Annotated in this window: 14 protein-coding genes and 1 pseudogene; 13 read left to right on the top strand and 2 right to left on the bottom strand. The window is 55.7% G+C overall.

Features of this window, described 5'->3' with window-relative positions; translation table 11 throughout:
- Nucleotides 1-144 precede the first annotated feature (144 nt).
- The 5 genes from apbE (at nt 145) to mgtE (ending at nt 6294) form a co-directional block, all read left to right on the top strand.
- Nucleotides 145-1200, top strand: coding sequence for an FAD:protein FMN transferase ApbE (apbE, locus tag AB7E14_RS09015; protein ID WP_043000070.1), 1056 nt, complete (start codon nt 145-147; stop codon nt 1198-1200).
- 83 nt (nt 1201-1283) lie between these two features.
- Nucleotides 1284-2348, top strand: a complete 1065-nt coding sequence (gene ada, locus AB7E14_RS09010) for a bifunctional DNA-binding transcriptional regulator/O6-methylguanine-DNA methyltransferase Ada (protein ID WP_316962490.1) — start codon at nt 1284-1286, stop codon at nt 2346-2348.
- On the top strand, nt 2348-2998 hold the full coding sequence (gene alkB / locus AB7E14_RS09005) for a DNA oxidative demethylase AlkB (protein WP_044328458.1): 651 nt from the start codon (nt 2348-2350) through the stop codon (nt 2996-2998). The genes ada and alkB overlap by 1 nt, the downstream gene beginning before the upstream one ends.
- A 75-nt stretch (nt 2999-3073) precedes the next feature.
- A complete protein-coding gene (locus tag AB7E14_RS09000) occupies nt 3074-4717 on the top strand; it encodes a multidrug ABC transporter permease/ATP-binding protein (protein ID WP_316962491.1) in 1644 nt (547 codons plus the stop codon).
- A gap of 140 nt (nt 4718-4857) precedes the next feature.
- A complete protein-coding gene (gene mgtE / locus AB7E14_RS08995) occupies nt 4858-6294 on the top strand; it encodes a magnesium transporter (protein ID WP_428169477.1) in 1437 nt (478 codons plus the stop codon).
- Here mgtE and AB7E14_RS08990 read toward each other — a convergent pair.
- Nucleotides 6257-7504, bottom strand: coding sequence for a SulP family inorganic anion transporter (locus tag AB7E14_RS08990; RefSeq protein WP_316962492.1), 1248 nt, complete (start codon nt 7502-7504; stop codon nt 6257-6259). The genes mgtE and AB7E14_RS08990 overlap by 38 nt on opposite strands.
- A gap of 278 nt (nt 7505-7782) precedes the next feature.
- On the opposite strand from AB7E14_RS08990, the gene mqo reads away from it, so the two are divergent.
- Complete coding sequence (mqo, locus tag AB7E14_RS08985; protein ID WP_043000076.1) at nt 7783-9438, top strand: malate dehydrogenase (quinone); 1656 nt, start codon at nt 7783-7785, stop codon at nt 9436-9438.
- Nucleotides 9439-9485: 47 nt separating this feature from the next.
- Here the strand turns inward: mqo and eco are convergent, their stop codons facing one another.
- A complete protein-coding gene (eco, locus tag AB7E14_RS08980; RefSeq protein ID WP_043001880.1) occupies nt 9486-9983 on the bottom strand; it encodes a serine protease inhibitor ecotin in 498 nt (165 codons plus the stop codon).
- A gap of 410 nt (nt 9984-10393) precedes the next feature.
- Between eco and napF the strand changes: the two genes are divergently transcribed.
- From napF to AB7E14_RS08945, 7 genes and pseudogenes are all read left to right on the top strand, one after another.
- Nucleotides 10394-10885: a ferredoxin-type protein NapF gene (napF, locus tag AB7E14_RS08975; protein WP_043000077.1), complete on the top strand. Its 492-nt coding sequence runs from the start codon at nt 10394-10396 to the stop codon at nt 10883-10885.
- Nucleotides 10875-11138 (top strand): chaperone NapD, encoded by a 264-nt coding sequence (gene napD, locus AB7E14_RS08970; protein WP_043000078.1) that lies wholly within the window; start codon nt 10875-10877, stop codon nt 11136-11138. The genes napF and napD overlap by 11 nt, the downstream gene beginning before the upstream one ends.
- Nucleotides 11135-13621: a nitrate reductase catalytic subunit NapA gene (gene napA / locus AB7E14_RS08965; RefSeq protein ID WP_200015746.1), complete on the top strand. Its 2487-nt coding sequence runs from the start codon at nt 11135-11137 to the stop codon at nt 13619-13621. The genes napD and napA overlap by 4 nt, the downstream gene beginning before the upstream one ends.
- 6 nt (nt 13622-13627) lie before the next feature.
- Complete coding sequence (gene napG / locus AB7E14_RS08960; protein WP_043000080.1) at nt 13628-14323, top strand: ferredoxin-type protein NapG; 696 nt, start codon at nt 13628-13630, stop codon at nt 14321-14323.
- Nucleotides 14310-15173: a quinol dehydrogenase ferredoxin subunit NapH gene (gene napH, locus AB7E14_RS08955; RefSeq protein ID WP_316962493.1), complete on the top strand. Its 864-nt coding sequence runs from the start codon at nt 14310-14312 to the stop codon at nt 15171-15173. Before napG ends, napH begins: the two co-directional genes overlap by 14 nt.
- Nucleotides 15170-15619: a nitrate reductase cytochrome c-type subunit gene (napB, locus tag AB7E14_RS08950; protein WP_042317908.1), complete on the top strand. Its 450-nt coding sequence runs from the start codon at nt 15170-15172 to the stop codon at nt 15617-15619. Before napH ends, napB begins: the two co-directional genes overlap by 4 nt.
- A 9-nt stretch (nt 15620-15628) precedes the next feature.
- Nucleotides 15629-15792, top strand: a pseudogene (locus AB7E14_RS08945) (cytochrome c-type protein NapC); the annotation flags it as partial.

Raw genomic sequence — 15792 nt, 5'->3', positions numbered from 1 at the left:
TTGCACTGGGCCTGGTTTACCAGTTCTAAGTTTGCTTAATGTCGATAAAAGGCCCTGCGGGGCCTTTTTTTGTGCGGTTTTTCGGCGTACAACCGCCGATTTTTGGTGTACTCTTGCGCCTCTTTTGCAGGAGGACAATCACGTATGGAAATGAACGTTGCTCGTGCGGCCTTACTGGCTGTGACTCTCTTTTTTACCGGGTGCGATAACGCACCGGACGCGGCGCAAACGCCTGCCGCGGCTCCGGTCGTGCTGGAAGGGAAAACAATGGGCACCTTCTGGCGTGTGAGCGTGGTCGGAGTCGATGCCAAATCAGCAGCGGCGCTACAAACGAAAATTCAGACGCAACTGGATGCCGACGACCAACTGCTCTCCACTTATAAAAATGATTCGGCGCTGATGCGCTTCAACCAGTCGAAAAGTCTTTCTCCCTGGCCCGTCAACGAGGCAATGGCGGACATTGTTACCTCTGCGCTACGTATTGGGCAAAAAACCCAGGGGGCCATGGACATCACCGTTGGGCCGTTGGTGAACTTGTGGGGGTTTGGTCCCGACAAGCAACCGGTCCAGATCCCGACGCAGGCGCAAATTGATGCGGCAAAAGCCAACAGCGGGTTGCAGCACCTGTCGGTGATCAACCAGGCGAAACAGCAGTACCTGCAAAAAGATCTGCCAGATTTGTTTGTCGATCTCTCCACTGTCGGTGAAGGCTATGCCGCCGATCACCTGGCACAGTTGATGGAGCGCGAAGGTATCGCACGCTATCTGGTCTCTGTCGGGGGGGCGCTGAACAGTCGCGGGATGAACGCTGAAGGGCATCCGTGGCGGGTGGCGATCCAGAAGCCTACCGACCGTGAAAACGCGGTTCAGGCGGTGGTGGATATTAACGGGCACGGTATTAGTACCTCCGGCAGCTATCGCAACTATTATGAGCTGAACGGAAAACGCCTCACTCATGTTATCGATCCGCAGACGGGACGCCCCATTGAGCATAATCTGGTGTCAGTGACGGTGATAGCGCCAACGGCGCTGGAAGCGGATGGCTGGGATACCGGACTGATGGTGCTCGGCACGGAGAAAGCCAAAGAGGTCGTACGCCGGGAAGGGCTGGCGGTGTACATGATTATCAAAGAGGGGGAGGGATTCAAAACCTGGATGTCTCCGCAGTTTGAAAGTTTTCTCATTCGTGAACAAAATTAAAAAGCAAGATTGCGGGTTTTCGTGTGATGGGTTTCGGACACACTGCCGCTAAGCAGGCACTATGCTTAACGAAGGAGTCCAGTATGAAAAATTCTCTATGCGTAAATGACGACCAGCGCTGGCAATCGGTGCTGGAACGTGATTCTGAGGCTGACGGACAGTTTGTCTTTGCGGTGCAGACGACCGGCATCTTTTGCCGACCTTCCTGCACGGCAAAACATGCGCTGCGTAAAAATGTCCGCTTCTTTCCTGACGCGCAGGCCGCGTTGCTGGCCGGGTTTCGCCCGTGTAAACGCTGTCAGCCGGATAAAGCCAACGCCCGGCAGCATCGACTGGATAAAATTACGCTTGCCTGTCAGCTTCTGGAGCAGGAGAGCCCCATCACGCTCGATGCGTTGGCTGAACAGGTGGCGATGAGTCCGTACCATCTGCATCGCGTGTTCAAAGCCACGACCGGGATGACGCCAAAAGCGTGGCAGCAGGCGTATCGCGCCCGCCGACTGCGCGACGCCCTGAGCCACGGCGAAAGCGTGACGCAGGCGATTCTGAATGCCGGATTCCCGGACAGCAGCAGCTACTATCGTAATGCTGATGCAACGCTTGGGATGACGGCGAAGCAGTTCCGTCGCGGCGGTGACAAGCTGGCGGTGCGCTATGCGCTGGCGGATTGCTCACTCGGACGCTGTCTGGTGGCTGAAAGCGAGCGGGGGATTTGCGCCATTTTGTTAGGGGATGACGATGCGGCGCTGATGGCTGAACTGCAGACATTGTTCCCGGCCGCTCAGGCTCAACCCGCCGATCCCGCTTTCCTGCAGCGTATTCGCCACGTTATCGCCAGTATTGACGGGCGTGATGCCGCGCTGTCGTTGCCGCTGGATATTCAGGGTACCGCGTTTCAACAACAGGTCTGGCAGGCGCTGCGGGCGATCCCTTACGGTGAGACCGTCAGCTACCAGCAACTGGCAAAAGCTATCGGTAAGCCGAACGCGGTTCGTGCCGTCGCCAGCGCCTGTGGCGCGAATAAACTGGCGATCGTGATCCCCTGTCATCGCGTTGTGCGAGGCGACGGATCGCTTTCCGGCTATCGCTGGGGCGTGTCGCGTAAGGCACAAATCCTGCGACGTGAGTCTCCTGATGAGGGGGCATAATGCTTGATTTGTTTGCCGATTCGCAGCCCTGGCAGGAACCGCTGGCACCTGGTGCCGTCATTTTGCGCCGCTTTGCCTTCAACACAGCGTTGCAACTGGTGCAGGAGATTGAGGCGGTCGCCCGTCGGTCGCCGTTTCGCCAGATGATCACCCCCGGCGGTTACACCATGTCGGTGGCGATGACTAACTGTGGACGGCTGGGCTGGACGACCGACCGTCACGGCTACCTCTATTCGCCAATCGATCCGCTGACGGGGCACGCCTGGCCGGATTTTCCGCCGTCCTTCCTGCGGTTGTGTCAGCAGGCGGCAACGGCGGCAGGCTATGCGGATTATCAGCCGGACGCCTGCCTGATCAACCGCTATGCGCCTGGCGCAAAGCTTTCGCTGCACCAGGATAAAGACGAGCCGGATCTGCGGGCGCCCATTGTTTCTGTCTCGCTGGGATTACCGGCTGTCTTTCAGTTTGGCGGCCTGAAACGTAGCGATCCGCTGACGCGCGTTCTACTGGAACATGGCGATGTAGTGGTCTGGGGCGGCGAATCGCGCTTGTTTTACCACGGAATTCAGCCGCTGAAGGCTGGGTTCCATCCGGCGACCGCCGACTGTCGTTACAATCTGACTTTTCGCCAGGCGGGTAAAAAAGAATAAAAATAAGAATTATTATTGCTGAACGCGTTGAGATGTTTAAACTGCGGGCTGTTATTCCTTGTCCGGGTTGTATGAATGGAACTACTTCTTCTTGTCTGGCGGCAGTATCGCTGGCCATTTATTTGCGTGATGGCGCTCAGCCTCGTCAGCGCGGCGCTGGGGATTGGCCTTATCGCTTTTATCAATCAGCGTCTTATTGAGACTGCGGATCCCTCTCTGCTGGTTTTACCGGAATTTCTCGGACTACTGTTACTGCTGATGGCGGTGACGCTGGGTTCACAACTGGCGCTCACCACGCTGGGACACCACTTTGTCTTCCGTCTGCGCAGTGAATTCATCAAGCGTATTCTTGATACGCACGTGGAACGTATTGAACAACTGGGCAGTGCCTCTCTGCTGGCCGGGTTGACCAGCGACGTGCGCAATATCACCATCGCTTTTGTTCGTCTGCCTGAACTGGTGCAGGGGATTATTCTGACCGTCGGTTCGGCGGCGTATCTGGCGATGCTGTCGACCAAAATGCTGTTGGTGACCGCTATCTGGATGGTCATTACCATCTGGGGCGGGTTTATGCTGGTATCGCGGGTTTACCGGCACATGGCGACGCTGCGCGAAACCGAAGATAAGTTGTATAACGATTATCAAACGGTGCTGGAAGGGCGCAAAGAGCTGACGCTCAACCGCGAGCGGGCGGAACATATCTTCAACAACCTCTATATTCCGGATGCCAAAGCGTATCGCCACCACATTATTCGCGCCGATACCTTCCACCTCAGCGCCGTGAACTGGTCGAACATTATGATGCTCGGCGCGATTGGCCTGGTGTTCTGGATGGCAAACAGTCTCGGCTGGGCGGATACCAACGTTGCGGCGACCTACTCATTAACGCTTTTATTCCTGCGCACGCCGCTGCTGTCGGCGGTGGGAGCACTCCCTACGCTGCTTACGGCGCAGGTTGCCTTCAACAAGCTGAACACATTCGCGCTGGCACCGTTTAAAGCAGAATTTCCGCGCCCGCAGGCGTTCCCGGGATGGAAAACCCTCGAACTGCGTAACGTCATGTTCCACTATCAGGACAATTCGTTCTCCGTGGGGCCGGTGAATCTGACGATCAATCGCGGTGAGTTGCTGTTCTTAATCGGCGGTAACGGCAGCGGCAAATCGACGCTGGCGATGCTGCTGACGGGGCTGTACCAGCCGCAATCAGGGGAGATCCTGCTGGACGGTAAGCCTGTCAGCGCCGAAAAGCCGGAAGATTATCGCAAGCTCTTTTCTGCGGTGTTTACCGACGTCTGGCTGTTTGACCAGCTACTGGGACCAGAAGGCAAACCGGCCGATCTTGCTCTGGTTGAGAAGTGGCTGGGGCACCTGAAAATGGCGCACAAACTGGAACTGAGCGATGGCCGGATCCTGAATCTGAAACTGTCGAAGGGGCAGAAAAAGCGCGTGGCGCTGCTGCTGGCACTGGCGGAAGATCGCGACATTATCCTGCTCGATGAGTGGGCGGCCGATCAGGATCCGCACTTCCGCCGCGAGTTTTACCAGGTGTTGTTGCCGCTGATGCAGGAGATGGGGAAAACCATTTTCGCCATTAGTCACGACGATCACTATTTTATTCACGCCGATCGTTTGCTGGAAATGCGTAACGGACAACTGATTGAGTTGGTGGGCGATGAGCGTGATGCTGCGTCACGCGATGCCGTCGCGCGCACGGCCTGATTCATCTGACCGTGGTCCCGATGGCGCAAGGCGTTTCGGGACAACGGTAGTTTTTTTATTCATCTGACGCCCCCGTTTATTGTTATTTACATAACCTCGCGCCATGCTTAATGGCATCTCGTATCATGGATTTATGATTAATGTTCGCAAAACACCAAAACAGCGCAAGGCTGCGCGATGAAGAGCGTGCGCGGCTGATCTGGCTGCTTACCACCGATAAAGCCATTGTTTCCACCCTGTTAGGCAAGCTCACCCTGGCTGAGCAATATGATGTCGGAACGTTAGCCGACGATATTGCTGAGGTAGGCGCGCTGGTCGACCATCTTCCACCACCTGACCTGGCGGATACCCTTGAAGCGCTCCCGTCGGAAGAACGTCACGCCCTCTGGCGGCTGATTCAGAGTGATAAGCGTGGATACGTCCTGCTTGAGGCGTCCGAAAACGTCTGGGATGACCTGATCGATGAAATGACCGACCGGGAACTGCTTGAGGCGCTGCAATATCTCGACATCGACGAACAGATTTACCTGGTTCAGCACCTGCCGCGTAACCTCACAGGCCGGTTGCTGGCGACGCTGCCGCCCGAAGAGCGGGCCCGCGTGCGCCAGGTTATGCATTACGAAAAGAATCGCGTCGGCGCGATCATGGAATTCGAGGTCATCACCGTGCGCCCGGATGTGACGCTGCAAGTAGTGCAGCGTTATCTGCGTCGTCTGGGCAAGATGCCGGAAAACACTGACAAACTGTTTGTCACCCGTCGCGACAAACCGCTGGTTGGTGAGCTAACCCTGCCCTGTATTATGCACAATGACGTGCAGTGTAAAGACCGCGAGGTGATGGATGACGATCCGCTGACCTTCGCCCCGGAAGATAAAACGGAAAATGCGGCGCGTACCTTCGAGCGTGACAACCTGGTCAGTGCGGCGGTAGTCGATTCTGCCGGTAAACTGATGGGACGCTTGACGATCGACGAGATCGTCGACGTGGTCTACGAAGAGACGGACACCGATCTGCGTCGAATGGGCGGGTTGAGCGCCGAAGAGGATGTTTTTGCGCCCGTTCCCAAAGCGGTGAAAACGCGCTGGGCGTGGCTGGCTATCAACCTGTGTACTGCGTTCATTGCCTCGCGCGTGATTGATGGCTTTGAACACACCATTTCACAACTGGTGGCGTTAGCGTCGCTGATGCCCATTGTCGCCGGGATCGGCGGGAATACCGGTAATCAGACCATCACCATGATTGTTCGGGCGCTGGCGTTACAAAACATACAGCCGGGCAACCTGACGTTTCTTATTCTGCGCGAGATGGGGGTGGCACTGGTCAATGGCCTCGTCTGGGGGGGGATTATGGGCGGGATCACCTGGTGGCTGTACGACGACATGGCGCTCGGCGGGGTGATGACACTGGCAATGATGCTGAACCTGTTAATGGCGGCGCTGATGGGGGTGATTATCCCGATGACGATGGTGAAGCTCGGGCGCGACCCGGCGGTCGGCTCGAGCGTGATGATCACCGCGATTACCGATACCGGCGGATTCTTTATTTTTCTTGGGCTGGCGACGCTGTTTCTGATGTAGTGCGTCGTTTACGCTTCACGACGCGAGGCAGTAATCCCATCGCCACCACCCCGGCAACCACGCCAATCGCCAGGTTGCCGGTGGAGACCGTTGCGCCAACGGTAATGACCATTACCAGCGTTTCCACCACGGGCAGTGTCGTCAGGGTGGCGGGCTGGATACTGTGCCAACTGAACGTTTTCACCGCCACAATCACCATGATCCCGGCCAGAACCGACATCGGGATTTTCGCCATCACGTCGCTCAGCGCAGTGACCAGCAGCAGTAAAACCAACCCGGCGGCGATCGTCGACACGCGGCTACGGCCTTTCCCCATCTCCACATTCACGATGGTCTGTCCGATCATCGCGCAGCCAGCAATGCCGCCGTAAAAGCCCGCCAGAATGTTGGCGAACCCCAGACCCGCGCTTTCACGATTTTTGTTCGACGGCGTGACCGTCAGGTCATCAACCAGTTTCGCCGTCAGCAGCGACTCCATCAGGCCCACAAAGGCGATACTCAGCGCGCAGGGCCAGATAATTGTCAGCGTTTGCAGATTCAGCGGCACTAACAACTGCGTCAGTCCCGGTAGCCCGCCGCTCATTGCGCCTTCATCACCAACGGTCGGCAGCAATTGTCCGGTGGTTGAGGTAAACAGCGTCAATAAAACAATGGCAATCAGCGGCGCAGGAATGCTTTTAATAACGCGCGGCACCCACAACACAATGAGTAGCGTTAAGGCAAACAGCCCCCAGATGAGTGGGCTTTTGCTCCAGAAATGGGGGACCTGGGCGAAAAAAATCAGAATACCGAGGGCGTTCACAAACCCGGTCATGACGGCGGCGGGAATAAAACGCATCAGGCGCGCCATCCCGGTAACGCCAAACAGAATCTGGATAAACCCGGCTAATACGACCGCTGGCAGAATGTACTGTACGCCATGCTGGTGCACCATCGGGCCTATCACCAGCGCAACGGAACCGGCTGCTGCCGTGACCATCGCCGGGCGACCGCCCATGAAAGACATTGCCAGACAAAGCACCACTGAGGTAATCAGGCTGACTTTCGGGTCAACGCCGGAAATCACCGAAAAGGAGATCACTTCCGGGATCAGCGCCAGCGCGGTGATCACCCCAGCCAGCGTTTCGCGTACCAGCAGACGTGGGGCGCGAAGAACGCCACTGACCGTGTGTTCCGCTGCCAGAGCAGAAGACGAAGGGGTTACAGACATATTTACTCTCAGGTCGGAAAGGGCCTGATAACAGCAGACCGACAGGCGTCCGTGCGGTGAATAACAACGCGCCGCATAGTACCTTTCTGGAGCGTCTGTTTCCAGAAAATATTGTGAATAACCCTATAAAGATTCAACGTATTTTTAACGTTTTTAAAATCTTAATATAATTTATAAACAATATTTAAATATTATTACTGAAGTGTTAACGTTGGTGCCGCTCGATTTTCACCTGCAAAAAAGCAAAAAAACGATACTAAAAGTAAGGCATTAACCATATGAAAAAAGTGACTGCCATGCTCTTCTCGATGGCCGTAGGGCTGAATGCTGTCTCGATGGCGGCAAAAGCGAAAGCGACGGAAGAGCAGGAGACGGACGTACTGTTGATCGGCGGCGGCATCATGAGCGCCACACTGGGAACTTATCTACAGGAACTGGAACCCGACTGGTCGATGACCATGGTGGAGCGCCTGGACGGTGTCGCGCAAGAGAGTTCAAACGGCTGGAACAATGCCGGTACCGGGCACTCTGCGCTGATGGAGTTGAACTACACACCAAAGAAAGCCGACGGGAGTATCAGTACCGAAAAGGCAGTCGAAATTAACGAAGCTTTCCAGATTTCCCGCCAGTTCTGGGCGCATCAGGTCAAGAGTGGCGTGATGCACGACCCGCGCACCTTCATCACCACCGTTCCGCACATGAGCTTCGTCTGGGGTGAAGAGAACGTCAACTTCCTGCGCGCCCGCTATGCGGCCCTGCAACAAAGCACGCTGTTCCGTGGTATGCGCTACTCCGAAGACCACGCGCAAATCAAAGAGTGGGCACCGCTGGTGATGGAAGGGCGCGATCCGAAACAGAAAGTCGCCGCTACGCGTACCGAAATGGGAACGGACGTGAACTACGGCGAAATTACGCGCCAATTGATTGCTTCGTTGCAGAAAAAGCCTAACTTTGCACTGGAGTTGAGCACCGAAGTCCGTGGATTTAAACGTAACGACGATAATACCTGGACGGTGACCGTCGCCGATCTGAAAAACGGCGAAGCGGAACATAACATCAAAGCCAAATTCGTCTTTATCGGTGCGGGCGGCGCAGCGCTGAAACTGTTGCAGGAAACCGGTATTCCGGAAGCCAAAGAGTACGCAGGCTTCCCGGTTGGTGGGCAATTCCTGGTCGCAGAAAACCCGGACGTGGTGAACCGGCATCTGGCGAAAGTGTACGGTCAGGCTTCCGTCGGCGCGCCGCCGATGTCGGTCCCGCATATCGATACCCGTATTCTGGATGGTAAACGTGTCGTGCTGTTCGGGCCGTTCGCCACCTTCTCCACTAAATTCCTGAAAAACGGTTCGTTGTGGGATCTGCTGAGTTCAACCACGCCTTCCAACTTCATGCCGATGGTCAACGTCGGGATGGATAACTTCGATCTGGTGAAATACCTGATTAGTCAGGTGATGCTGAGCGATGATGACCGCTTCGACGCGCTGAAAGAGTACTATCCGCAGGCGAAGAAAGCGGACTGGCGTTTATGGCAGGCGGGTCAGCGTGTCCAGATCATCAAACGTGATGAAGACAAAGGGGGCGTGCTGCGTCTGGGGACGGAAGTGGTGAGCGACAAAGAGGGGACCGTTGCCGCACTGCTGGGCGCGTCACCGGGCGCATCCACTGCGGCACCGATCATGCTCCATCTGATGGAAACCGTCTTTAAAGAGAAGGTGAGTACGCCGCAATGGCAGGCGAAGCTGAAAACGATTATTCCGTCTTACGGTACAAAACTGAACGGCAACGTTGAGGCGACGCAGCAGGAACTGCAATACACCAGTGAAGTGCTGGGGCTGCAATATGTCCAGCCGCAGACGACGGACGCGGCACCAAAAGCGCAGCTCAAACCACAGGCTCAGCCTGCGCGTAAAGAAGTGGCAGATATCGCACTGTAACGGCATTGCCGGATGGCGCTGCGCCGCCATCCGGCATCATCAGAGACTTAACGCGTTACCGCGTTCTGCACGTTATCTTCCGCTTTCCAGATGCGGAATTTCACATCAACATTTGCCGGGGTATACACCACGATCGGCAACTTGCTGTTGTAACGCAGCATACCGTCATTACCCAGATAGGCGGTCACAAATTTCTGTTCTTTTTTGCCATCCGGACAGGCCATCATGGTCGATACCGGGGAGGTGACTTTATTAAAGACGTAGTAGTCATAACCCCAACCTTCCAGCGTTTTGCTTTCCAGCTCGCCGCCCAGGCGATGCTGATTGCAGTCGACTTCCAGCGTCTGTCCGATCATCAGTTCCACTTTAAGAGTAGATTCATCTTCCTGATGGGGTAGCTGAATAACCTGGCGCTTCATGCCTTTTTCCGCCTGCGGCCAGGGGGCGATTTTTTCCAGCGGTTGCGGATTAGCTTCCGTGGAGGCCGCCCACACAGAGGTGCTGGCGAAAGCAGCGAACAAAACGGCAGGAACCATTGTCTTTATTTTTGAGTTCACAGGTTTTCCTTTTTTATCTTATGAACGATTTCACGGCAGATTAACATATAGACCAGAATCATTGATCTGTCTTTACGTATTTTTAAAGTCTATTTACTGTAGTTATGTAAATTGTTTGGTTATTTATTCTTGTTTTTGCTGTTTGTTTTGGTTAATTATCCCGACAATCATGGCGATATATAAAATATTACATAACCATTTGATCTGTGCGGAGAAGCACATTCTGACAAGCTTCATTAACACTCTTTTGATCCAACCACTGGTTTTACCCCGATTGGGGTATGCACCTGGAACACATCCTTTACTATCTTACCGATCATAATAATGACTTAGTAGTAACGCGGTTTTTATTGTCGTTCACCCAGCCGGGGGAGCGTCGTTTATGGAAGGGCGATGCCATGGTTGATCTATCCCGTCGAGGCATACTGACTGGCAGTTGGCGTAGTGCCAATCGTGGGATTCGTCCGCCGTGGATCATGGAAGCATCTCAGTTTCTGTCCCAGTGCACCCGTTGCGACGCCTGTATTCAGGCTTGTGAACACGATGTTTTGCAGCGTGGCCCGGGTGGCTATCCGAGCGTTAATTTCCAACAAAGCGAATGCACCTTCTGCTACGCCTGCGCGCAGGCTTGCCCTGAATCTCTCTTTTCTCCGCGCCACACCAGGGCATGGGATCTGATTTTCACCATTGGGCAAGCGTGTCTGGCGTATCAGTCCGTAGAGTGCCGCCGCTGTCAGGATAGCTGTGAACCGCAGGCGATCCTGTTTCGCCCAACGTTGTCCGGCATTTATCAGCCACAACTCGATAACCAGAACTGTAACGGATGCGGCGCGTGTGTCGCCAGTTGCCCGGTGTCAGCCATTACCGCGGAGTATAACCATGCACATTAACTGGCAGGTCTGCAGCCTGATTGTTCAGGCCAAAGGCGAACAAGTACAGGATATTAGCACGCAGCTAAATGCTTTGCCGGGCTGCGAAGTGGCCGTAAGCGACGAGCAAAGCGGCCAGATGATTGCGGTGGTTGAAGCAGAACACAGCGAAACGCTGATGCAAACAATTGAGTCGGTACGCAACGTTGCGGGCGTGCTGGCGGTGTCGCTGGTTTATCACCAGCAGGAAGAACAAGGTGAGGAAACACCATGAAACTCAGTCGTCGTAGCTTTATGAAAGCTAACGCCGTTGCGGCCGCTGCGGCGGCTGCCGGGCTAAGCGTACCGGGCGTTGCCCGCGCAGTTGTCGGTCAACAGGAAGCCATTAAGTGGGATAAAGCCCCGTGCCGTTTTTGTGGTACAGGCTGTGGCGTGCTGGTCGGCACTCAGCAGGGGCGTATTGTCGCCTGTCAGGGTGATCCGGATGCCCCGGTTAACCGTGGTCTGAACTGCATCAAGGGCTATTTCCTGCCCAAAATTATGTACGGAGAGGACCGTTTAACGCAGCCATTGCTGCGTATGAAAGACGGTAAGTACAGCAAAGACGGTGAATTTACGCCGATCAGCTGGGATCAGGCTTTCGATGTGATGGAAGAGAAGTTTAAAACCGCGCTGAAAGAGAAAGGCCCGGAGTCTGTCGGCATGTTTGGTTCCGGCCAGTGGACCATCTGGGAAGGTTACGCCGCCTCCAAACTGTTTAAAGCGGGCTTGCGCTCGAACAACCTCGATCCCAACGCGCGTCACTGCATGGCCTCAGCGGTGGTAGGCTTTATGCGTACCTTTGGCATGGACGAACCGATGGGCTGCTACGACGATATCGAGCATGCCGATGCGTTTGTCCTGTGGGGCTCGAACATGGCGGAAATGCACCCGATCCTCTGGTCGCGCATTACCAACCGTCGTCTCTCCGATCCGAATGTTAACGTCTCCGTGCTGTCTACCTTCCAGCACCGTAGCTTCGAGCTGGCGGACAACGGGATGGTGTTTACGCCACAGTCTGACCTGGTGATCCTCAACTACATCGCTAACTACATCATTCAAAACAACGCGATTAACCAGGACTTCTTCAGCAAACACGTCAACGTCCGCAAAGGGGCAACGGATATCGGTTACGGCCTGCGTCCGACGCATCCGCTGGAAAAAGCCGCGAAAAACCCAGGATCTGATGCTTCTGAGCCGATGAGCTTTGAAGACTACAAAGCGTTTGTGGCTGAATACACGCTGGATAAAACCGCTGAAATGACCGGCGTGCCGAAAGATCAGCTGGAGCAACTGGCGAAGCTGTATGCCGACCCGAACAAGAAAGTCATCTCTTACTGGACGATGGGCTTCAACCAGCATACGCGCGGCGTGTGGGCCAACAACCTGATCTACAACATTCACCTGCTGACTGGCAAAATCGCGCAGCCGGGCTGTGGACCGTTCTCACTGACCGGTCAGCCTTCTGCCTGTGGTACCGCGCGTGAAGTGGGAACCTTTGCCCACCGTCTGCCGGCGGACATGGTGGTCACTAACGAAAAACACCGTGAGATCTGTGAAAAGCACTGGAATATCCCGGCTGGAACCATTCCGGCGAAAATCGGTCTCCACGCAGTTGCCCAGGACCGGGCATTGAAAGACGGCAAGCTGAACGTCTACTGGACGATGTGTACCAACAATATGCAGGCCGGTCCGAACATCAACGAAGATCGTCTGCCGGGCTGGCGCGATCCACGCAACTTTATCATTGTCTCCGATCCGTACCCGACCGTCAGCGCGCTGGCCGCGGACCTGATCCTGCCAACCGCAATGTGGGTGGAGAAAGAAGGGGCTTACGGTAACGCCGAGCGTCGTACCCAGTTCTGGCGTCAACAGATTAAAGCGCCGGGCGAATCGAAATCCGACCTGTGGCAACTGGTTCAGTTCTCGCGTCGTTTTAAAACGGAAGAGGTCTGGCCGGAAGAGCTGCTGGCACAGAAACCGGAACTGCGCGGCAAAACCCTGTACGACGTGCTGTTTGCCACCCCTGCGGTGAGCAAGTTCCCGTTGACGGAGTTGAAAGAGGATCAGCTTAACGACGAATCTCGTGAGCTGGGCTTCTATCTGCAAAAAGGGCTGTTTGAAGAGTACGCCTGGTTTGGTCGTGGACACGGTCACGATCTCGCCCCGTTCGATGACTATCACAAGGCGCGCGGCCTTCGCTGGCCGGTGGTTGACGGGAAAGAGACGCAGTGGCGCTACAGCGAAGGCAACGATCCATACGTCAAAGCAGGTGAAGGCTACAAGTTCTACGGTAAGCCAGACGGTAAAGCGGTGATCTTCGCGCTGCCGTTTGAACCGGCCGCAGAAGCGCCGGATGCCGAGTACGACCTGTGGCTTTCCACGGGGCGTGTACTGGAGCACTGGCATACCGGCAGTATGACGCGCCGCGTGCCAGAACTGCACCGTGCGTTCCCGGAAGGGGTTCTGTTTATCCATCCGCTGGATGCGAAAAAACGGGATATGCGCCGTGGCGACAAGGTCAAAGTGATCTCACGTCGTGGCGAGGTGATTTCCATTGTTGAAACCCGTGGACGTAACCGTCCGCCGCAGGGGCTGGTCTACATGGCGTTCTTCGACGCCGCACAGCTGGTGAATAACCTGACGCTGGATGCGACGGATCCGCTCTCTAAAGAGACGGATTTCAAGAAGTGCGCCGTGAAACTGGCGAAGGTGTAACACGCCATGTCCAGGTCAGCGAAACCCCAAAATGGCCGCCGCCGCTTTCTGCGCGATGTTGTTCGCACAGCGGGCGGACTGGCTGCCGTTGGCGTGGCGCTGGGGTTACAGCAGCAAACCGCACGGGCTACAGGCGTGCGGTTGCGCCCGCCTGGGGCCGTGAACGAGAATGCCTTTGCCAGCGCCTGCGTGCGCTGCGGGCAGTGCGTTCAGGCATGCCCGTATGACACCTTAAAACTGGCGACGCTCGCATCAGGGTTGTCGGCGGGGACGCCGTATTTTGTTGCCCGCGAGATCCCGTGCGAGATGTGTGAAGACATTCCGTGTGCCAAAGTCTGCCCCAGCGGGGCGCTGGACCGGGAGATTGCCTCCATTGACGATTCGCGGATGGGGCTGGCGGTGCTGCTGGATCAGGAAAACTGCCTGAACTTCCAGGGATTACGCTGCGACGTCTGTTATCGCGAATGCCCAAAAATCGATGAGGCTATCACGCTGGAACTGGATCGCAACATGCGAACCGGCAAACATGCGCGATTTATCCCGACCGTTCACAGCGACGCCTGCACGGGGTGCGGGAAATGTGAAAAAGTCTGCGTGCTGGAGCAACCCGCGATAAAAGTGTTGCCGCTGTCGCTGGCGAAAGGGGAGTTGGGTCACCATTACCGCTTCGGCTGGCTGGAGGGGAACGATGGCAAATCGTAAACGTGATGCCGGGCGTGAAGCGCAGGCGAAAAAAGGCGTCTGGCGGAGTCATCGCTGGCTGATTTTCCGCCGGCTCTGTCAGTTTATGGTGCTGGGGATGTTTCTGAGCGGCCCGTGGTTTGGCGTGTGGATCCTGCATGGGAATTACTCCAGCAGCCTGCTGTTGGAGTCGATCCCGTTGACCGATCCGCTCATCACCCTGCAAAGCCTGGCGAGCGGTCATCTGCCTGTGGCGGTGGCGCTAACAGGCGCGGCGATTATTACCGTGCTTTACGCCCTGGCAGGAAAGCGATTGTTTTGCGGTTGGGTTTGCCCGCTGAACCCGATTACCGATTTTGCGGCCTGGCTACGCAGAAGGTTTGACCTGAATCAGTCCGCAACCATTCCACGTCATATACGGTACGTACTTCTGGTTGTCGTGCTGGTGGGTTCAGCACTGACCGGGACGCTACTGTGGGAATGGATTAACCCTGTTTCACTGCTGGGGCGTAGCCTGGTGATGGGATTCGGTAGCGGCGCACTGCTGATTATCGCTCTGTTTTTATTTGATTTGCTGGTCGTTGAACACGGCTGGTGCGGGCATCTTTGTCCTTTAGGCGCACTGTATGGCGTACTGGGTAGCCAGGGCGTATTAACCGTTGCGGCGAAAAACCGACAGAAATGTAACCGCTGTATGGACTGTTTTCATGTTTGCCCGGAACCGCATGTATTACGTGCCCCGGTGCTGGATGAGCAAAGCCCGGTGCAGGTCACCAGCCGCGATTGCATGGCCTGCGGTCGCTGCGTGGATGTCTGTTCTGAGGACGTATTTACAATAACTACACGATGGAGTTCGGGAGCGAAATCATGAAAAGCCATGACCTGAAGAAAGCGCTGTGTCAATGGACAGCCCTGCTGGCCCTGGTGGTGAGCGGTGCGGTTTGGGCGGCAAACGGAGTGGATCTTAGCCAGTCTCCGGAAGTGTCGGGGACACAGGAAGGGGCGATTCGCATGCACAAAGAACAAGAGCGTATGCCGCTGAATTACGTGAATCAGCCGCCGATGATTCCCCATAGCGTCGATGGTTACCAGGTGACCACTAACACCAACCGCTGCCTGCAATGCCACGGCGTTGAAAGTTATCGTACCACCGGCGCGCCGCGTATCAGTCCGACGCACTTTATGGACAGCGACGGCAAAGTGCTGGCCGAAGTGGCGCCGCGTCGTTACTTCTGTCTGCAGTGTCACGTGCCGCAGACTGACGCCCCGCCGATTGTGGGTAACACCTTTACCCCATCGAAAGGTTACGGGAAATAAGAGGTCATTATGGAAAATGCTAACCGTAAACCAGGCCGGATTAAGCTCCTCTGGCAGTGGTGGCGTCGCCCCAGTCGCCTGGCGCTGGGTACGCTGCTGTTAATCGGGTTCGTCGGCGGGATTATTTTCTGGGGTGGATTTAACACCGGGATGGAAAAGGCCAACACCGAAGA

Origin of the sequence: Citrobacter sp. (genome assembly GCF_050252275.1) — a bacterium.
GTDB classification, from domain to species: domain Bacteria; phylum Pseudomonadota; class Gammaproteobacteria; order Enterobacterales; family Enterobacteriaceae; genus Citrobacter_A; species Citrobacter_A amalonaticus.
The sequence above is the reverse complement of the archived record's forward strand: the minus strand, read 5'-3'. Positions and strand labels throughout refer to the sequence as shown.